Genomic DNA, 18,661 nt, shown 5'->3' with positions numbered 1-18,661 from the left:
AGTCAGGGTGAAGTGTAAATAATGGCAGAGAAAATTTATCAAAAGCCTTGGTTCTGGTATTTAACGGCGGTGGTTATTTTGCTGTTGGACCAAGCCAGCAAACATGCCATAGAAGCGGCGTTTGAATACGGTGAAACAAAAGTATTCACATCATTTTTTAACTTCACCCTGGCCTACAATCCCGGTGCAGCATTTAGTTTTCTTGCGGGAGCGGGTGGTTGGCAGCGCTGGTTTTTTGCGGTGATCGCCATCGCTGCCAGCGTGCTCCTGAGTGTGTGGATTGCGCGCACGGCACAGCAAAAGCCGCGCGAGGCGTTTGCGCTGGCGTTTATCCTCGGTGGTGCACTGGGTAATCTTTATGATCGTATTCTACTAGGCCATGTAGTGGATTTTATTGTGGTGCACTATGAAGATAATTATTGGCCCGCATTTAACCTTGCCGATTCGGCTATCACCTTGGGTGCAGCAGTATTGATCATCGATATGTTGTTCAGTAAAGAAAACAGTAAAGAGAAGAAAACAAATGCGTGAATTAGCGATTGGCCCTGGTACTAAAATTACTCTGCATTTTGCCCTGCAGTTAGATAACGGCGATATGGTTGATTCCAACTTTGAGCGCGCTCCAGCCACTTTCACTGTGGGTGACGGCAACTTGCTGCCCGGCTTTGAAAAGGCGTTGTTTGGTATGTTGGAGGGGGAGCATAAAACGGTGGTGATAAAACCGGAGGACGGTTTTGGTCAGCGCAACCCCAATAATATTCAGGAAATCGCCCGCAGCCAATTCAGCCCCGATTTGGAATTAAGTGAGGGCTTGATGTTGTCATTTGCCGATGCACAAAAAACCGAATTACCCGGTGTAGTGCAGCGCTATGATGATGAGGTGGTAGTGGTAGATTTTAACCATCCACTCGCCGGGCGTGATATTTTATTTGAAGTCGCTATTATCAAAATCGAACCGGTCCAGGTGCACTGATCATGACCCAAATCAAGCTCGCCAATCCCCGTGGTTTTTGTGCAGGCGTCGACCGTGCGATCGACATAGTTAATCGTGCGCTCGATGTTTTTGGCGCGCCGATTTATGTGCGTCACGAAGTTGTGCATAACAAATTTGTAGTGGATTCATTGCGCGAGCGCGGTGCGATTTTTGTTGATGAAGTGGAGCAGGTTCCTGACGATGTTATTTTGATTTTCAGTGCCCACGGCGTATCGCAAGCAGTGCGTAAAGAAGCAGAAGAGCGCGGCTTACAAATTTTTGATGCGACTTGTCCGTTGGTAACCAAAGTGCATATCGAAGTCACTCGCTACAGCCGTGAAGGCCGCGAATGTATTTTGATTGGGCATGAAGGCCACCCGGAAGTTGAAGGCACTATGGGGCAATACAATACCAGCAACGGTGGCGCAATTTATCTGGTGGAAGATGAAGCGGATGTTGATGCACTAATTGTGCATGACCCTGAAAACCTTGCATATGTAACCCAGACTACTTTGTCTATGGATGACACTGCCAAAGTTATCGAAGCCCTGCGCAATAAATTTCCCAAAATTCAGGGGCCGCGCCGCGATGATATTTGCTACGCAACCACTAATCGTCAAGACGCTGTGCGTCAACTCGCACTTGAATGTGATTTGGTTCTTGTAGTTGGCTCGCCTAATTCATCGAATTCCAATCGTTTGCGTGAGCTCGCCGAACGCTGCGGTACTGAAGCCTATTTAATTGATGGTCCTGATGATATTAATCCTGAGTGGATTAAAAATCGCACCAGCATTGGTATTACGGCCGGTGCTTCCGCACCTGAAGTCCTGGTAAAACAGGTTATTGATAAGCTCAAAGCCTGCGGAGCCGAAGCGCCAATTGAGATGGACGGCACTCCGGAAAATATTAGTTTTTCTCTCCCTAAAGCGCTGCGGATCTGAGCGATCTGCAGTTAGTTTTCAGATGTTAGCGGATAGCGTCACAATCCGCGTTAGTAAGCTTCCCCACTCTTGTTCTCCCTCCTCTCGACAGTATCAAGCTGTAGCCATCTCCTTCCGCTTTGGGGCAAATTTTGATAGTGCCGGCGAGAAAACCACCGATACCGCCTGTGCCCAGTTGCCGCCCTTCACCTGTCCCGATAAACGCAACATAGCCATTCATCGGTGCCTTGGCGTGCGTGATCACAGCATCCAGCCCATTATTAACGCTAAGGGTTTCATCGTCATTGTCGAGTGTGCCGTTGTTATTGTTATCTACAAACAGGGTCCAGCCTTGGTGCCATTTTTTGTTGGTGGATTGTAATAACACGTGTTGATTGCGGAATACTGCAGTTGCCCGCGTGGTTTCTATCGCATCTAGCAGTGCAAGTGCCGCCGTTTTGGTGCGCGACTCACTGATTTGTTTGTTGAAGCTGGGGATGCCTAACGAGAGGACGATACAGAGGATGGAGAGGGTGACAAGTAGTTCCAGTAGGGTGAATCCTTGGGATTTCATAACTGCATTCCTTTGTTGTGATCTAAAGTCCAAATAATATTGTGTTGCTTTGCGCGTCACGCGCCGCCGTTCATTCAGTTGGCTATGCCATATGTCGTACTAGACACAACTCCATCGTGCGAGCGTGATAGGCTAATCCAGTATAAATTGGTAAAACAGCGGCGTCTATTCGTTGTGTGATTGATAATGCTGATCTTTGTTGTCCGTGGATCAGGGTGGGAGAGAGGGCTATATGGTTTATCGAAATAAGGGCTTTACGCTGGTCGAGTTGATGGTGACTGTGGCTATTGTTGCCATAGGTCTATCCATTGCCGTGCCTAGTTTTCAGGCTCAAATATTAAATAATCGTTCGATTGCACTGGGTGAAGATTTTGCGTCAGCGGTTAATTATACCCGCTCTGAAGCGGTTAAACGAGCGGGACGGGTTAGCTTGTGTGCAAGCAAAAATGGTACGGCTTGTGACGGTGTATGGACCGATGGGTTTATGGCTTTTGTCGATACTGCAGCAAACGATACTGCAACGCCTCCTGTTGTTGGATTGGTTTTGCGGGTGTGGGAAAGGCAGAATGTGGATGCTCTCATCACTGTGCGGAGTGATGCTATTGATGTGAATTTTATCCGTTACACCAGTTTGGGTACGCTTGCGCGTGTCAACGAAAAGCCCGTGGTGATTGCGGCAGAATTAAAAAAATGCACAGGTAAAGCGGCGCGTCGAATTGATATAGGCTTGTCTGGTTTGGTATCGGTAAACAGTGCTGCTTGTACGGCTTACTAGCCGGGTAGTGCCTCATGAGGGGGAGATAATTTTATGGGTGTATCTTTAGCTAGAAAAGCGCGGCATTTTTTTGCTGGCCAACAGGCGGGAGTGGGCTTGATTGAAGTCTTGGTGACACTGTTGATTTTATCTACATCATTGTTGGCGTTAGGCGCTATGCAAACGCGCTCATTGCAGTTTAATCAAGGTGCATACTTTCGTTCTCAGGCAAATATATTTGCATACGATATGTTGGACCGTATGCGTATTAACGTAAATGCATTGGCCTCTTACAACTCGGCACTGCTTCATGTGCCTGAGGATGCTGCTCCTGTATTGACACCCCTTGCAGCTGCTGATTTGCATGCGTGGAGGCGCAATATTTCTGCCGAGCTGCCAAACGGCAGCGGCGGTATTGCTTGTGATGCGGCAACCCGGGTATGCCAGTTAACTATCGAGTGGGATGAACTAAATAGCACAGGAAATGTGGCAGAAAACAAAACTACATTTACCTACAGTGCTCGGTTTTGAGGATTACTCTTATGCATTTGCGGCAGGCAGGTTTATCTCTGGTTGAATTAATGATCGCTATTGCTCTTGGTTTGGTACTGATGACCGGAGTGGTGCAAGTTTTTTTATCAAGCAAAACGGTATTTAGTACACAGCAAGCCATGTCGCGCATTCAAGAAACCGGGCGATTGGCAGTCGATTTTTTAGCGCGTGATATCCGCATGGCTGCCTACTATGGTTGTTATCGTCCGCAGGCAGGTGTGCCTAGCGCAGCGCTGCAAAATGGCGCTATGGTGATTGAGGATTTGCACGGAAATTTTGCTGAGGGCGTGCGGGGCTATACCAGTGTGGAATCACTTCCCGGTGGTGTTAGTGATTTAGGTGCAGGATTAAAGCCCTTAGTGGGTAAAACTGCCAATGTGCTGGTGTTGCGCACAGCGAATGAAGTTGGTCTGCCCGTATCTAACCCGAATGATTCCAGTGGGATATATGCCTACAGTCCCGAGCCAGTAAATGGACAGGGTTGCATTGCTGGTATGTGTTTGGGCTCTGCAGTGGTGGTGAGCGATTGTTTTAAGGCGCGCGTGTTTCGTCTTGCAGAAATACCCTTGGCTGTGGGCGCAAATGTCTTTCACCTCAGGCACAACGACAACTGGGGTGGCGGCATTACTCCCACCCAAAATTTTAATACAGGCGAAGTGTCGGCAATGAATTCGGTGGTGTATTTTCTGGCGGAAGGACCTACCGGTACGCCAAGTCTTTGGCAGAAAACTAATGACGATACAGCATTGGAATTGTTAGAGGGGGTTGAGCATATGCGGATTACCTACGCGACATCCGCCAACCCAGAGGTGTATCGGTTGGCAGAGGTGCTTGCTGCTGCTGAGTGGGCGCTGGTCACTTCAATTCGGGTCGAATTAGTAGTACGGAGTATTGAAAATAATGTGGTCGATGCAACCCAGCCCTACACCTTTGCTGGGGCCATTGTGAATCCACCCAATATCAACGGCGCGAGTGATCGTTACCTTCGGCAAGTGTTTAGCACTACTGTCGGTATTCGCAGTCGCATTCAATAAGGGCGTCAATGATGAGAAGCAAACGGTTTTATCACAACTATTCTCCTATGCCGGTTAAGCAGGCGGGGGTGGTCTTGATTGTTGGGTTGGTTATGGTGTTGTTAATTACCATAGTTAGTTTGTCCGCTATCCGCGGAACAGGATTGCAAGAAAATATGGCGGGCAATATGCGTGACCGCAATATTGCCTTCCAGGCAACTGAGTCAGCGTTACGTGAGGGTGAGAGTATAGTGGGGCCGAACAATAAAACGTTGGACCCTTTTGAGTGTGTCCAGGAGTCAGGACTTTGTCAGGATTTAAGTATTAATCCGCAAAATTCAGTGCTCTACATGGCCGATGCAGCTTGGAAACTTTCTGCCAAAGAATCCCTATTGGTAATTGAAGAGGTTGCGAGTAAACCGAGTTATCTAATAGAAGAATTGCAAGTAGATATGGGGGCAAGTGCAGCAGCAGAGGGTAGTGCAATCGATGTTGCTGGCATGATGACTACAGGAGATGCCGTTCCTTATCGCGTGACCGCAAAAGGAGTTGGGTTAAGTCAAGATACCAGAGTGGTCTTACAGTCAGCCTACAAACGTCGTTTTAAGTAACGGAGATTAAGCTATGTCAATTCAACACTATGTTGCCAAATGTTGCGATATTGCCGGGTATCTCCCGTTGCGCAAAATCAATATTAGTTTGTTGGTGGGAGTTTTGAGTATAGCGATTGCGCATTCAGCTCATGCGGCGCCATCGCAGGATCCACTGTTTTTGTCGAACCCTGTTGTGCCGATTATGATGCTCAATATGTCAAAGGATCATCAACTGTATTACAAAATATACGATGATTATTCTGATCTTGATGGCGGTGGCGAGGATACCACCTACAAAAATAGCTACGACTACTACGGTTATTTTGATAGTGAAAAGTGTTACACCTACAACACTACTAGCAACAGGTTCGTACCCAGCCGTTTAGTGGATAATAACGGGTACTGTAATTATACCGGTGGCAGCAGCGAGTGGAGCGGCAATTTTTTAAACTGGTCGAGCATGACCCGTGTCGATTCCATTCGTAAAATTCTGTACGGCGGTTTGCGCTCTACCGACAGCGCCACAGTGACGGTTCTTGAGCGTGCATTTTTACCTCATGATGCGCATTCGTTTGCCAAATTTTACAATGGCACTGATTTAGGCAAATTAACGCCGTTTGGTGATACAGCTACAGTTCCTGTTGGTTTAACTGGCGTCAAAGAGACAGGTATTACTATTTGTAATACTACGCCGGGTGGATCTGCGCTTTCACAAAACGTCACCAATGCTCCTCTGTTGAGAGTTGCAAAAGGGAATTATACGTTTTGGGCCAGTAATGAGCGCTGGCAATGTCGTTGGAACAGCGAAGTGTCGGCACCCAATGGCAATGCTTCTGCGGTTACCGGTGTTTTTTCCTATACAGATACCCCAGTTAATGCCAACAAGTTGGGCACAGGCTCAGCGAGTGGAGAATTTTATGCGCGCGTTGAGGTATGTAAGTCAGGCTTGGAAGAGTCCAATTGCTACCTTTATCCCAGCGGGAATAAAAAACCGGAAGGTTTATTACAAAAATATGGCGAGATTCGCGATGGATCTTCAGTTGCTAAAATCAACTTCGGTCTGTTAACCGGCTCTTACAGTAAAAATAAGTCAGGTGGCATTTTAAGAAAAGCCATCGGCAATATGAGTGCTGAAATCAATGCGACTACCAACGGTACGTTTACCAATGCTGATGGTGCTATCAAAACCCTGAACTCATTGCGTCCCTATGGGTATCGTTATTCAGACGGCACCTATTTTGGTGCAACAGGTAGCGATAACTGTAGCTGGGGATTAGGCTCGTTCTCCAACGCCGACTGTAGTAACTGGGGTAATCCGCAAGCAGAAATATTTCTGGAGTCCCTACGGTACTTGGCCGGCAAGAGTGCTAATGCGGATTACGTTGAAACCAATACCGCAAAAAATGACGCATCCCGTATTGCCGGGCTGACTGAGGCGTCCTGGACGCCTGCACCTGTAACATCTGCAAATTATTGCGCCCCCCTAAACGTATTGCAGTTCAATGCGTCCACAACATCTTATGATGGTGATAATTTGGGAGCTGCAGCAGATATTGGCGTTACGGTAAACGACTGGACAAACAAAATTGCCGATGCCAGCCATGAAAATTTAACGGGCAATTTTTTTATAGGTAGCAATGGCACCAACGCCGATGAGTTGTGCACCAAAAAGCCCATCACCAGCTTGTCGGCGGTGAGAGGAACTTGCCCGGATGCGCCAAGGCTTCAGGGTAGTTATCAAATTGCTGGTTTGGCCCACTACGCCAGAACCAATGACCTTATTCCCACTGCAGTAAAAGGTACGCAGAGTGTAAGAACCTATGGAGTTGCTCTGTCGCCGGCACTTCCCAAGGTCACTATTGATGTGCCTAATGGTTCAGGTAAAAAAGTGACCATTCTGCCGGCTTGTCGCAATAAATCTATCTCGCCAGAGTCTAACTGCGCCATTGTTGACTTTAAAATTCTTTCTCAATCTACTGATAAGACTAGCGGTACATTGTATGTGAACTGGGAGGATAGTGAGCAGGGTGGAGACTACGACCAGGATATGTGGGGTGTTATTAAATACGCAGTAACAGCAACAACTGTGAGTGTGACCACCGATGTGGTTGCCCAGTCTACGCCTAATGTAATGGGCTTTGGTTATGTGATTAGCGGTACAACCAATGATGGTTTTCATGTGCACAGCGGTATCAATGGTTACAGCGCCTATGAATGTTCTAATTGTACCAGTGGCAATGCGGAAAACTTGAAAAGCTATACTGTCGGCAATGATGGTGGCTCGCTGCTGGAGTCGCCGCTTTACTACGCTGCGAAATGGGGTGGGTATAGCGATGCATTCGTTGATGAAGTAAAAGAAGCGAAAGGCACTGCTTATACAGATGCTGATTTGCTTGCAGCTATAAAAACTGCAAAGCCAGAAAGTTACTATTATGCTACTGATCCACGGCAGCTTGAAAAATCCTTGGAGGATGCATTTAGAGATGTTGCTAAAGCTACAGGTTCTGCATCTGCGGTAGCAACAAACTCGACTCGCTTATCAGAAGGTTCTTATGTATTCCAGGCGCAATTTAATAGCGAGAACTGGACTGGTGAGTTAAATGTATTTGAGTTTGATGACGAGGGTAATCTGCCTGCGGCACCAGTGGGTACTACGGAAGATGCTAACAGTATGCCCAAAAGCGGCAGCGGTAGAACCGTTTATACCATCAATGCTGCCGGCAATTTGGGTACATTTAACTGGGCTTCATTAACCACAGCACAGAAAGATTTGCTGAAATTAACGGGTGATACGGGCTACACGCAAGCAGAAAAGCGTGCGGATTGGCTGTTGGGAAATGCGACCTACGAGACAGACATTGATAAATTACGTAAGCGTGGTACTGGGACCAAAAGAGTAATATTAGGGGATATTGTCAATTCAAGCCCGGCTTATGTAGGCGCTCAGGACTTTCGTTACAACCGTTTGCCCGTCGGTGGAAGTAGTTACAGTGACTTCGTTAAACTGAAAAAAGCAAAAAAACCGCGCGTTTTTGTTGGGTCGAATGATGGGGCTGTGCATGCCTTTGAGACGCCTGCAGATAAAGCTAAAACTAAAACGTTTGTGGAGCTTTTCGCCTATATACCTGGCATTGCCTTTCCAAAGTTGGCATTGACAGCTCAGGCTGATTATGGCTCCAAGGCAAATCCGCATCAGTTCATCGTAGATGGCCCCATCACCGTTGGCGATGTGTTTATTGGTGGCAACTGGCGCACAATAATTGTGGGAACTTTGGGAGCCGGTGGGCGTGGCGTTTATGCATTAGACGTTACGGACCCAACACCGAAGGTACTTTGGGAGCTAAGTGCTGCAGATTACCCCCAGCTGGGTTATGTTCTGGGTAAACCATTAATTGTTCCAATGAAAAATGATCGCTGGGCGGTGGTATTTGGCAATGGCAGTAGCAGTGGCAGCACCTCAAGTTTATTTGTGGTTGATATAGAGGCTCCCAAGAATCCCAGTTACACCAAGATACTGGATGCGGGTGTTGGCACAGGTCTGTCTGCTCCAGCGCTGTTGCCAAATGTTATTGGTCAAGTAGAGGTGGCCTACGCCGGTGATCTTAGTGGTAATTTGTGGCGCTTTAACTTATTTGGCACCAGCGCCAGCGATTGGAAAAAAGATTATTTGCTGTTTGCTGCGACGGATAAAAATGGTGCGGGTGGCAATGCTCAGCCCATTTCTGCGGCGCCGACACTGGGGTTAAATGCGCTCAAGAATGACAATGTGATGGTGTATTTCGGTACAGGCAAATACTTCGAAGCAGGCGATAACACCGCGGCGGCGACTCCTGTACACAGCTTTTACGCGATAGCAGATGTGGGCAGAACGGTTGCCCGCACAAGTTTATTTAAGAAAGAATTGGATACGACCTATACACCCAATAGCCGCAAGGTGAAGCAAGATGTTGCTTTGCCTGTACAGTCACCCGACTGGGCTATTAATAACGGATGGTACTTGGATTTCGGTGATACACCGGGCGAGCGCGTTACGACCAAATCATTGTTGTTGCAGGATTGGTTGATTTTCCCAACCTTAATTCCTTCTGGATTTGCGTGTGAATATGGCGGTCGCAGCTGGCTGATGGCAGTGAAAGCAGTAGGCGATAGATCCAATGGTAATCCACCACCTATTAATAGTGTATTAAATGAATTTTTAGTCTTGGGTGATGTTGGTTTTGGACAACTGGGAGAGGCTGGTAAAGGTGCAATTATAGGAAGCGGCACTGATGCTACTTTACTCAATATTGAAGCGGAATATGACGCCGGTACTGAAGGGCGTCAATCCTGGCGTCAAGTACAATAGGTGTGGGAAAAATAATGAAACTAACAAATGGTTTTACTTTAATTGAGTTAATGATTGTTGTTGCAGTTGTCGGCATTATCGCAGCGATTGCCTATCCCTCCTATATGGAATCGGTGCGTAAAAGTAACCGCGCCGAGGCGAAAGTGGAGCTCATGGATATTTCCCAGCGCTTGCAGCGCTGTTATTCATCCTTTGCAAGGTTTGATAATGCCGCTAACTGTCCGGTGTATGCTGACTTGATTGATGGTGGTATTGAGACCCGAGGGGCAGGTTATTATCGCATTACGATTGCGCCGATCGCGGGCGGTGTCGCTGCAACCTCGTTTGAGCTGTTAGCTACCGCTATTAAGGCGCCGCAGACTAAAGATTTAACGGATGGGTGTAATGAGATGAGGCTACGACATACGGGCGTGCAATTGCCAGATGCGTGTTGGTAGCCTTTTGTTTTAAAAAAATAGCCTCATTGTGAGGCTATTTTTTTATCTGCGATTTTTAAAGTTTACTCATCATCCAATCCCAATTTTTGTAATCTATAACGTAGCGATCTAAAGCTAATTCCCAAATGTTTTGCGGCCAAAGTTTTGTTCCACTTCGCATGTTCCAGTGCATGGCAAAGAATTTCTTTTTCAACATCTTGTAAGTATTCATCTAGTGACGAGTATTCTGCGCAGCGTGCCGGGTAATCTACTGAGCCGCTGTTGGTGCGTGTCGATGGCTTGGTTGTTGAATAGGTTTTGTCGATGTTATTGTCGAGCGGCTGATCGTGTCCCCGCAGTTGTAAATCCTGGGCATCGATTAGATTACTGTCGCAGAGCGTGAAGGCTCGCTCCAGAATATTTTCCAGTTCGCGTACGTTGCCGGGAAAGTGATAGCTTTCCAGCAGACGCTGTGCATCTGCTGAAAGTGTAGGTGCAGCATGACCAATATCTGTAGCAAGTTTGTGTAGCAGGTGTTGTGTCAGCAGGGCGATATCTTCGCGCCTTTCGCGCAGTGGGGCGACGGCAAGTTGAATTACATTCAGGCGATAAAATAAATCCTGGCGGAAGCGACCCTCTTTCACTTCTACTTCCAGATTTTTATGTGTTGCGCAGAGGATACGTACATCGGTGGCGATTTCATCGGCGGCGCCCACCGGGCGGACAAATTTTTCCTGAATGGCGCGCAGTAATTTCACTTGCATATCCAACGGTAAATCAGCGACTTCATCAAAAAATAAGGTGCCACCTTCTGCGGCCTGGAATAAACCGATTTTGTCTTGGTGTGCGCCAGTAAAACTTCCCTTTTTGTGGCCAAAAAATTCACTTTCCATCAACTCGCGTGGAATCGCGCCGCAGTTAACGGCGATAAACGGTTTATTGGCGCGCGGCCCTAAATCGTGAATGGAGTGAGCAACCAACTCTTTTCCCGAACCTGATTCGCCACTGATATAAACGGGAGCTTGTGAGCGTGCGAGTTTTTCAATGCTGCGAATCAAGTCCTGAATGGCTTTGGACTCACCGATGATGGGGGTGACCTTTGCCAGCGGCTGCGGCATGAGTTGGCTGGATTCAATGGCAGTGTTGACCAGCTTGCGCAGCGTCGGCAAGTCTACCGGTTTGGAGATAAAATCAAATGCACCGGCTTTCATGGATTCAATGGCGGTATCGATACTACCGTGAGCTGTAATTACGGCTACGGGCAAATGGGGATATTGCTGTTGAATTAATTCCACCAGCTCCAGTCCTTTACCGTCGGGCAAGCGCATATCGGTTAAACACAAATCATAATGGTTGCGCATCAATAATTGTTTTGCGCTGGCAACTGAATCCGCTGAGTCGGTATGAATGTCCATGCGACCCAACGTGATTTCCAGCAGTTCGCGGATGTCGGGTTCATCATCGATAATGAGCGCGCGTTTTTGAGTCATAGTTGTTCCTGAATTTCGTGAACTTTTTATTAAGATGTTTTTTCCGGATGGGCCAGTTGTAGATGAAAACAACTCTCGCCTTTATCTGTGCGTCTGTAGGAAATAATAGCCTGATTGGCTTCACACAACTCTTTGCAAATGTACAACCCCAATCCTGAGCCGGTATTTTCGGTAGTGAAGAAAGGTTCAAATAAATGTTTGCTATTGTCGTCGCTAATGCCTGCGCCGTAATCGATCACACGAATATAGGGTTGCTGTTGATTGGTGTCCAAGCCAATTTCGATACGTAAATCGGGACGCCCTGTCTGGCTTATTCCATAGCGTATGCCATTATCGAAAAGGTTTGTGAGCACTTGTTGTAATTGGCTGGTGTCGAATTTGGCATACAGTGTGGTGATTGTACTTGCGTCGTCGTAGTCAAATTCACTGTGCGAATCCCCGATATTTTTTTCTTTCACTTGTATGTTCAATTGATAGCCGTTGCTTTTGCTGGCTTTGTAGTCTGCGACAAATGCAGGAATCCACTGCTGTAAATTAATTTGTGCTGGTTTGGCCCCGCGCCGCCGCGATAACTGCAAAATATTTTCAATGATTTGATTAACGCGTTTGCTGTGATTGTTAATAATATCCAGTAGTCGATGATCGCTGGCTGGCAGTGCATCAGATTCGCCTAATAGTTGACTGGCGTGGCTGATGGCGCCGAGGGGGTTGCGAATCTCATGGGCGATACTCGCTGTTAAACGCCCCAGCGACGCCAGTTTTAATTGCTGCGCTTGTTGATTAAGTGAGCGTACATCTTCCAGGAAAATCAACACATTTGACGTATTGCCCGGCTCCAGGTGGGCAAAGTTGACTTTGGCTTCGGTGATTGTATCGCCATCAATTTTTAAATAAGGCGAGTGATCATTTGCGTTGCGCTGCCAGGATTGATGTTTTTTATACAGATCTGGGAATCGGTCCAAACGCAATTTTTCCGAAGGGTCATTTGTCGCGCCGAGCAATTTTAGTGCTGCCTGATTGTACAGTTCTATCTCCAGGTTTTTATTGAGCACTAATATTCCGGTGCGCATCCTTTCCACAATAAGTTGCGCCAGTTTTTGCAGATGCGCTGCTTGTGCCGCCTGGGTCTCCGCTTCTGCATAAGAAAGACGGATTTTTTTCGTGAGATATTGAAACAAGAGTGCAGTGAGGAATGCGAGCGCGCTGAGTGTGCCTGACGCAAAGAGCGATTTGTTATCCTGGGTAAGAATCAGAAAACGAAACGCCCCCTCACCTATCACTACGATAGTGGTAATGGCGGCGAGAAAAAATGAAACCCGCTCGCGCAGCATAATCCCCCCTGCTGCAATAGCTATCAGCAACAGATAGCCCAATCCGCTGACTGCCCCACCACTGGTGTGCATCAACAGGCCAATTGCAATCACATCAATTAACAGCGAGCCAAACAGTTTGCGCTGTGAGGGGGAATACTTTAATCGCCACATAACGATCAGGGTCATAAAGTTGATAGCAGTGTAGGCAACCGAGGTGTACAAAAACAGATTCGGATTGTCATTGCCCAGGATTTTAGGCGCGAACTCTATTTGGAACATCAACAGCAATACGCTGCCGAGCAGCGTGCGGTAATAGGTGTAGATGCGCAGTAAATCGTAGGGATTGTAACTGTGGGGGTGGTTGAGCAAATTGGAGGTCATGATCTTCTGCTGTGTCCTTTTGGGATAACCGGGCAAAATCCGCTTGGCTTTAAAAGGTTATTTCGCGGACAATGCGCGCCTGTGTTTGAGTCGCCTGGAGCCTATAATCCTTTTTAGGTGTCTGGTTGTGCATAGGCTGATTGTGTGGGCTAATTTTGCCAGTTTCCCACCGCTTGTGCTGCTTTCCGCTATGCGATTCCAGACTTATTTTCAGCGATGCTGTTCCCACTCTCTTATCCCTTGAATTCTATGTCGCAGTTACAGTTAATTCTTGCCCAAATTAATACACTCGTAGGTGATATTCCCGGCAATACAGCCAAGGTACTTGCTGTTGCACGAACTGCATTGGCGCAAGGGCAGGTGGATGCAATAGTGTTCCCCGAGCTGACCCTGACGGGCTACCCGCCGGAAGACTTGTTGCTGCGCCCGAGTTTGGCTGTGCGCATCGATAGGGCGTTGCACGAGTTGATGGCGGCAAACTTGCCAGTCGCGCTAGTGATTGGTTATCCCCGCGTAAGTGATGGTCAGTTGTATAACATGGCGGGGGTCATTGCGGACGGGAAGTTGGTCGCTGAATACGCCAAACAGTGTTTGCCCAATTATCAGGTGTTTGATGAAAAACGCTATTTCGCGGCGGGGGATAGCCCCTGTGTATTTGACCTCAAGGGTATCCCTACCGCATTGAGCGTCTGTGAGGATATTTGGTTCCCAGGACCTATGGCGCAGGCCAGTGCGGCCGGTGCCAAATTAATGCTCAATCTCAACGCCTCACCTTACCATCAGGGCAAGCAGCTGGAGCGCGAAGCTGTTATTGGCCAGCGCGCGCGCGAAGGCCAAATGCCGGTTGTCTATACCAATCTGGTGGGTGGGCAGGATGAATTAGTGTTTGACGGCGGCTCGGTGGTGATGGATGCCCAGGGTGAAACCCGTTTCCGTGCACCTTCTTTTGCTGAGGGTCAATTCCCGCTTTCTGTTGACTGGGATCTAAAACACGTCAGCGTCCCACTGCAGTCGCTGGAGACTATTCCTGACAATATCGCAGCTGTGTATCAGGCGCTGGTGGTAGGGATGCGCGATTACGTCAATAAAAACCGCTTCAAGGGTGTGGTGCTGGGGTTGTCCGGTGGTATTGATTCCGCCCTGACACTTGCCATGGCAGTAGATGCACTGGGTGCCGAGCGTGTTGAAGCCGTGATGATGCCCTTCCGCTATACATCCGATTTAAGCAAAAACGATGCGGCCGATGAAGCGGCGCGCCTTGGGGTGCGCTACAGCTCGATCAGTATCGAGCCCATGTACGAAGCCTTTATGGCCGCACTTAGCGATGAATTTGCGGGTACCAAGCGCGATACCACAGAGGAAAACCTGCAGGCGCGTTGCCGTGGGGTATTGCTGATGGCCATCTCCAACAAAAAAGGCTATCTGGTGCTGACCACCGGCAACAAAAGCGAAATGGCAGTAGGTTACTCCACACTCTACGGCGATATGGCGGGCGGGTTTGATGCACTCAAAGATGTGCCCAAAACCCTGGTGTTTGCCCTGTCGCGCTACCGTAATACCCTCGGTGAAGTGATTCCTGAAAGCGTGATTACCCGTCCACCATCGGCCGAACTGGCACCGGATCAGAAGGATGAAGACAGCCTGCCGCCTTACGACATTCTCGACTGCATTCTGGAGTTGTATGTAGAACAGGATTACAGCGCAGAAGCGATTATCGCCGAAGGTTTTAACCGCGAGCAGGTTGAGCGGGTAGTGCGCTTGGTGGATGTGAATGAATACAAACGCCGTCAGGCGCCGATCGGGATTCGCATTAGCCAGCGCGGTTTTGGTCGGGATCGTCGCTATCCAATCACGTCGGGTTGGAAGATGGGTGATTGATCGGGTAAAAAAATAAAGGCCGCAGAAGCGGCCTTTATGGGTGTGCACTAATTTGATCAATCAGCGCGCGCTACATCGGTAGTGACTTTGTATTGCGGGTCGTAGATTTCACGGGTATCAAAACCGGTGATTTCATTTTTGCTGAACAAGCCCAGCGTCAGGTAGGCCAGCCAGGGCGATTGGCCATTGTTGTACATGTAGTCGTAATCGAACTCGCCGTTTTTGTTCAGTGCCGGATAATCGGCGTAGTTAAGTTTCAGGATTTCCAGCATCTCGTTAGATTGGTCGGGCATCTTTAGCAGGTGATAACCCTGTACCATAACGGCCAGTGCATCGGGAGTGGCCGGTGCCTGCGGGAAGTTTTCAATCACGTAGCGGCCGCGGCCCACTGCAGCGACATAGGCGCCGCGCTTGAAGTAGTAATTGGCCACATGGATTTCGTAGCGTGCCAAATGATTACGAAGGTGCAACATGCGCTTTTTCGCATCGGCAGCATAGTTGCTGTCGGGATAACGATTTAGCAATTGTGTAAAATTCGCCAATGATTCGCGTGCTGCACCCGGATCGCGTTTGGATGTGTCCACCGGCATCACCCGTTCAAACATGCCCTGATCTTTGGTAAAGGACGCCATCCCCAGCATGTAGTAGGCGTAGTCCACATTGCGATGTTGGGGGTGCAATCGGATAAAGCGGTTCGCCGTAGCGATTGCCGCATCGGCTTCGCCTGAGCTGTAATGAGCGTATATGAGTTCCAGTTGCGCTTGGTCAGCATAGGTGCCGAAGGGAAAGTTTTCTTCGAGCGAGTTGAGGTTTTTGATCGCCGATTCCCACTGGCTGCGCTCAAGTTGCTCTTCGGCGGCGTGGTAGAGGTCCGCTTCGGTGGTGTATTCGGGCTCTTTGCTGGAGCAGGCAGTCAGCAGTACAAGGGTGCTGAGCATCAAACAGGGCAGGACTCGCATAGGGTTATAGACTCTTATCTCGATAAAATAGACCCCGTTTGCGGGGCAGGGTATTTAAACACAGAGCTTGGCGGATACCAATCTGGCAGCAGTAAAAGCTCCCAATTTCCGGTTTTTGGCAAAACACTTACCGCCAGAAACAATCACTAGAGGTTTTTTAATGAAAGACGTTTTTGACCTGAGCGCGCAAGTGCCCATCCAGATGAGCGGCATGCGCTTCGACCAGATCGCCTCCGAGTTGTTCCCTGACTTCTCCCGCTCGCGTTTGTCGAGCTGGATTAAAGATGGCCAGCTCAAAGTAGACGGCCGTACTGCCAAGCCAAAAGACAAGTTGATCGGCGGTGAAGTACTGGAGCTCAAGGCAGAGTTGGAGGCTCAGGGCGAGTGGCAGCCGGAAGAAATAACGCTCGATATCATCCACGAAGATGACGACTTGATCATCATCAACAAGCAAGCCGGGCTGGTAGTTCACCCGGCTGCTGGCAACTACACAGGTACGCTGGTGAATGCGTTGATCAACCATATTCCCGGCTTGGTGAATTTGCCGCGCGCGGGGATTGTGCACCGCCTCGACAAAGAAACCACAGGGTTGATGGTGATTGCCAAAACCCTGGAAGCCCATACCGATCTGGTTGAGCAGCTGGCCGACCGCACTGTTAGCCGCGAATACGAAGCTGTTGCCATAGGCGCTATGACCGGTGGTGGCACCGTGGATGCCCCAATGGGGCGTCATCCTATGCAGCGCAAACTCATGGCGGTACTCAAGGCGGGCGGCAAGCGTGCCGTGACTCACTACCGCGTGGCCAAACGCTACCCGAGCCATACTCATATCCGCGTGAAACTGGAGACTGGCCGTACCCACCAAATTCGTGTGCATATGGCACATATCGGTCATCCGTTGGTGGGTGATCCAACCTACGGCAGCCGTTTTAAAATCCCCAAAGGCGCCAACCAGCATTTAATCGATACCCTCAAAAGCTTCCCGCGCCAGGCGCTGCATGCCTTTAAATTGGGCTTGGAACATCCAGGCACCGGCGAATACACCGAGTGGACTGCACCCTTGCCGGAGGATTTTAAAAACCTGCTCGATGCACTCAATACCGGGTTCACCCTTGTTGATGACTGATATGAGTGGCATCACGCCTGACTGGCCCGCCCCCGCCAATGTGCGCAGCTATATCACCACCCGTGCTGGTGGCGTCAGCTTGCCGCCCTACGCGAGTAATAATCTGGGGTTACACGTCGGCGATAATCCGGAACATGTTGCCGTTAACCGCGCGCAACTATCCGCGCACTTGGGGTTGCAACATACACCACAGTGGCTTGAGCAGATTCACGGTGTGAAAGTCGTGAATGCCAAAACCGATGGAGTGGTGCGCACAGCTGATGGCAGTTACAGCAATCAGCCCGGTCAGGCCTGTTTGGTAATGACAGCTGATTGCCTGCCGATTTTGTTGTGCGATAAACAGGGCACCCAGGTTGCCGCATTACATTGCGGCTGGCGCAGTTTGGCAAAAGGGATATGCGCGCGCGGCCTGCAAAAATTCAACGCCAAACCGGACGATATTCTTGCCTACCTCGGCCCCGCGATTTCACAGCCGCACTTTGAGGTGGGGGTGGATGTGCTTGAAGCCTTTTTTAAAGCGGCGCGCAGCCAGCAACATGCTGAGGAGATTGCTAACGCGTTTATCTCTGCACACCGTCCACTGCATTTTTATGCCGATATTTATGCGCTCGCCCGCGCTGAATTACATGCTTTGGGGGTGACTGCAATTTACGGTGGCAATGATTGCACCTATGCTGATGAAACCCGTTTTTACTCTTTTCGCCGCGACAAAGTGACCGGGCGGATGGCGAGTGTTATCTGGCTGGAATAATTTTTTTGCACTGACTGAATCCGGTTGCAGCAGTACTTGCATCTAAGTTTTCGTGCATAACGTTTATCGAAACCATCACCAACAAGGAATCATTATGGACCTCGACCAAATTGAAAAGCTGAGCGACCTGAAACAAAAAGGCCTGATCAGTGAAGAGGAGTACCAGCAGGCCAAGGAGCGCATCCTCGGCGCCCAGCCACAGCAGTCTGCACCCGCGCCGCAGCCGCACACCATTATGCAAACCAACAATTATGATTATGCGATGGTGTTGCACCTCACCCAATTCTGCTCCTGGTTGTTTCCGTTTCTGGGGCTTATCGTCCCGCTGATTATGTGGCAATCCAAAAAAGAAGATGCTTATGTTGATGAGCAGGGCAAGGTGGTGATGAACTGGGTGTTCAGCTCGCTGATTTACTTTTTGGTAAGTGTGATCCTGTGTTTTATTGTGGTTGGCTTCTTTCTCATAGCAATACTGTTTGTATGCTCGATTGTGTTCACCATCATGGGCGCGATGGATGCCAACAAGGGCGTTATTAAAAACTACCCCATGTCGATCAAGTTTTTTGATGTGCGCGAAACAGCGCGTACACCGGTTGTTCCGAATAGCCCGCAAAATTGATCTA

17 protein-coding genes are annotated in these 18,661 nt (G+C 48.9%); 13 read left to right on the top strand and 4 right to left on the bottom strand.

From position 1 onward, the window contains the following. The first annotated feature begins 21 nt into the window (after window positions 1–21). From lspA to ispH, 3 genes are read left to right on the top strand one after another with little or no spacing between them, the layout of a single operon-like run. Window positions 22–531: a signal peptidase II gene (gene lspA, locus J2X05_RS15565; protein WP_310074082.1), complete on the top strand. Its 510-nt coding sequence runs from the start codon at window positions 22–24 to the stop codon at window positions 529–531. Further along, window positions 524–973: an FKBP-type peptidyl-prolyl cis-trans isomerase gene (locus J2X05_RS15560; RefSeq protein ID WP_310074081.1), complete on the top strand. Its 450-nt coding sequence runs from the start codon at window positions 524–526 to the stop codon at window positions 971–973. The genes lspA and J2X05_RS15560 overlap by 8 nt, the downstream gene beginning before the upstream one ends. A gap of 2 nt (window positions 974–975) precedes the next feature. After that, the gene (gene ispH / locus J2X05_RS15555) at window positions 976–1,914 is read left to right on the top strand and encodes a 4-hydroxy-3-methylbut-2-enyl diphosphate reductase (RefSeq protein ID WP_310074080.1); all 939 of its coding nucleotides are present in this window, start codon (window positions 976–978) and stop codon (window positions 1,912–1,914) included. Between the two features lie 25 nt (window positions 1,915–1,939). On the opposite strand, the gene J2X05_RS15550 is transcribed toward ispH, so the two are convergent. Next, window positions 1,940–2,467, bottom strand: a complete 528-nt coding sequence (locus J2X05_RS15550; protein ID WP_310074079.1) for a GspH/FimT family pseudopilin — start codon at window positions 2,465–2,467, stop codon at window positions 1,940–1,942. Between the two features lie 232 nt (window positions 2,468–2,699). Here J2X05_RS15550 and J2X05_RS15545 point away from each other — a divergent pair, with 232 nt between their 5' ends. The 6 genes from J2X05_RS15545 to J2X05_RS15520 are packed head-to-tail and all read left to right on the top strand — an operon-like array spanning window position 2,700 to window position 10,161. Continuing rightward, entirely contained in the window at window positions 2,700–3,242 is a 543-nt protein-coding gene (locus tag J2X05_RS15545) for a GspH/FimT family pseudopilin (protein WP_310074078.1), read from the top strand. A 33-nt stretch (window positions 3,243–3,275) separates the two neighbouring features. Then, window positions 3,276–3,752: a type IV pilus modification protein PilV gene (gene pilV / locus J2X05_RS15540; RefSeq protein ID WP_310074076.1), complete on the top strand. Its 477-nt coding sequence runs from the start codon at window positions 3,276–3,278 to the stop codon at window positions 3,750–3,752. Window positions 3,753–3,763: 11 nt separating this feature from the next. Beyond that, window positions 3,764–4,807, top strand: coding sequence for a PilW family protein (locus J2X05_RS15535; protein WP_310074074.1), 1,044 nt, complete (start codon window positions 3,764–3,766; stop codon window positions 4,805–4,807). A gap of 11 nt (window positions 4,808–4,818) precedes the next feature. Further along, a complete protein-coding gene (locus tag J2X05_RS15530) occupies window positions 4,819–5,397 on the top strand; it encodes a pilus assembly PilX family protein (RefSeq protein WP_310074072.1) in 579 nt (192 codons plus the stop codon). A 13-nt stretch (window positions 5,398–5,410) separates the two neighbouring features. Continuing rightward, window positions 5,411–9,724 (top strand): pilus assembly protein, encoded by a 4,314-nt coding sequence (locus J2X05_RS15525; RefSeq protein ID WP_310074071.1) that lies wholly within the window; start codon window positions 5,411–5,413, stop codon window positions 9,722–9,724. Window positions 9,725–9,738: 14 nt separating this feature from the next. Continuing rightward, a complete protein-coding gene (locus tag J2X05_RS15520; protein ID WP_310074068.1) occupies window positions 9,739–10,161 on the top strand; it encodes a type IV pilin protein in 423 nt (140 codons plus the stop codon). A gap of 62 nt (window positions 10,162–10,223) precedes the next feature. On the opposite strand, the gene J2X05_RS15515 is transcribed toward J2X05_RS15520, so the two are convergent. Together J2X05_RS15515 and J2X05_RS15510 are read right to left on the bottom strand one after the other, a co-directional pair. After that, window positions 10,224–11,630, bottom strand: coding sequence for a sigma-54-dependent transcriptional regulator (locus J2X05_RS15515; protein WP_310074066.1), 1,407 nt, complete (start codon window positions 11,628–11,630; stop codon window positions 10,224–10,226). 29 nt (window positions 11,631–11,659) lie between these two features. After that, entirely contained in the window at window positions 11,660–13,324 is a 1,665-nt protein-coding gene (locus tag J2X05_RS15510; RefSeq protein WP_310074063.1) for a sensor histidine kinase, read from the bottom strand. Window positions 13,325–13,573: 249 nt separating this feature from the next. Here J2X05_RS15510 and J2X05_RS15505 point away from each other — a divergent pair, with 249 nt between their 5' ends. Further along, entirely contained in the window at window positions 13,574–15,202 is a 1,629-nt protein-coding gene (locus tag J2X05_RS15505) for an NAD+ synthase (protein WP_310074060.1), read from the top strand. Between the two features lie 56 nt (window positions 15,203–15,258). Here the strand turns inward: J2X05_RS15505 and J2X05_RS15500 are convergent, their stop codons facing one another. Further along, window positions 15,259–16,140, bottom strand: a complete 882-nt coding sequence (locus tag J2X05_RS15500) for an outer membrane protein assembly factor BamD (protein WP_310074059.1) — start codon at window positions 16,138–16,140, stop codon at window positions 15,259–15,261. A gap of 181 nt (window positions 16,141–16,321) precedes the next feature. Between J2X05_RS15500 and rluD the strand changes: the two genes are divergently transcribed. The 3 genes from rluD (at window position 16,322) to J2X05_RS15485 (ending at window position 18,657) form a co-directional block, all read left to right on the top strand. Beyond that, window positions 16,322–17,287 carry a 23S rRNA pseudouridine(1911/1915/1917) synthase RluD gene (gene rluD, locus J2X05_RS15495; RefSeq protein ID WP_310074058.1) on the top strand — a complete coding sequence of 322 codons (966 nt, stop codon included), beginning with the start codon at window positions 16,322–16,324 and terminating at the stop codon, window positions 17,285–17,287. Next, complete coding sequence (gene pgeF / locus J2X05_RS15490; protein WP_310074056.1) at window positions 17,280–18,038, top strand: peptidoglycan editing factor PgeF; 759 nt, start codon at window positions 17,280–17,282, stop codon at window positions 18,036–18,038. The genes rluD and pgeF overlap by 8 nt, the downstream gene beginning before the upstream one ends. A gap of 94 nt (window positions 18,039–18,132) precedes the next feature. Next, entirely contained in the window at window positions 18,133–18,657 is a 525-nt protein-coding gene (locus tag J2X05_RS15485; protein WP_310074054.1) for a magnetosome magnetite crystal formation protein family, read from the top strand. Window positions 18,658–18,661: the final 4 nt, after the last annotated feature.

Origin of the sequence: Cellvibrio fibrivorans (genome assembly GCF_031457055.1) — a bacterium.
GTDB lineage: Bacteria > Pseudomonadota > Gammaproteobacteria > Pseudomonadales > Cellvibrionaceae > Cellvibrio > Cellvibrio fibrivorans.
This window is presented reverse-complemented; position numbering and strand designations above follow the sequence as displayed.

Coding starts and splice junctions, on each gene's coding strand:
- J2X05_RS15510 (WP_310074063.1), bottom strand. CDS start 13,324: ATGACCTCCAATTTGCTCAACCACCCCCACAGTTACAATCCCTACGAT.
- J2X05_RS15545 (WP_310074078.1), top strand. CDS start 2,700: ATGGTTTATCGAAATAAGGGCTTTACGCTGGTCGAGTTGATGGTGACT.
- ispH (WP_310074080.1), top strand. CDS start 976: ATGACCCAAATCAAGCTCGCCAATCCCCGTGGTTTTTGTGCAGGCGTC.
- J2X05_RS15505 (WP_310074060.1), top strand. CDS start 13,574: ATGTCGCAGTTACAGTTAATTCTTGCCCAAATTAATACACTCGTAGGT.
- J2X05_RS15530 (WP_310074072.1), top strand. CDS start 4,819: ATGAGAAGCAAACGGTTTTATCACAACTATTCTCCTATGCCGGTTAAG.
- lspA (WP_310074082.1), top strand. CDS start 22: ATGGCAGAGAAAATTTATCAAAAGCCTTGGTTCTGGTATTTAACGGCG.
- J2X05_RS15525 (WP_310074071.1), top strand. CDS start 5,411: ATGTCAATTCAACACTATGTTGCCAAATGTTGCGATATTGCCGGGTAT.
- J2X05_RS15500 (WP_310074059.1), bottom strand. CDS start 16,140: ATGCTCAGCACCCTTGTACTGCTGACTGCCTGCTCCAGCAAAGAGCCC.
- J2X05_RS15485 (WP_310074054.1), top strand. CDS start 18,133: ATGGACCTCGACCAAATTGAAAAGCTGAGCGACCTGAAACAAAAAGGC.
- rluD (WP_310074058.1), top strand. CDS start 16,322: ATGAAAGACGTTTTTGACCTGAGCGCGCAAGTGCCCATCCAGATGAGC.
- J2X05_RS15560 (WP_310074081.1), top strand. CDS start 524: ATGCGTGAATTAGCGATTGGCCCTGGTACTAAAATTACTCTGCATTTT.
- J2X05_RS15550 (WP_310074079.1), bottom strand. CDS start 2,467: ATGAAATCCCAAGGATTCACCCTACTGGAACTACTTGTCACCCTCTCC.
- pilV (WP_310074076.1), top strand. CDS start 3,276: ATGGGTGTATCTTTAGCTAGAAAAGCGCGGCATTTTTTTGCTGGCCAA.
- J2X05_RS15515 (WP_310074066.1), bottom strand. CDS start 11,630: ATGACTCAAAAACGCGCGCTCATTATCGATGATGAACCCGACATCCGC.
- J2X05_RS15535 (WP_310074074.1), top strand. CDS start 3,764: ATGCATTTGCGGCAGGCAGGTTTATCTCTGGTTGAATTAATGATCGCT.
- J2X05_RS15520 (WP_310074068.1), top strand. CDS start 9,739: ATGAAACTAACAAATGGTTTTACTTTAATTGAGTTAATGATTGTTGTT.
- pgeF (WP_310074056.1), top strand. CDS start 17,280: ATGACTGATATGAGTGGCATCACGCCTGACTGGCCCGCCCCCGCCAAT.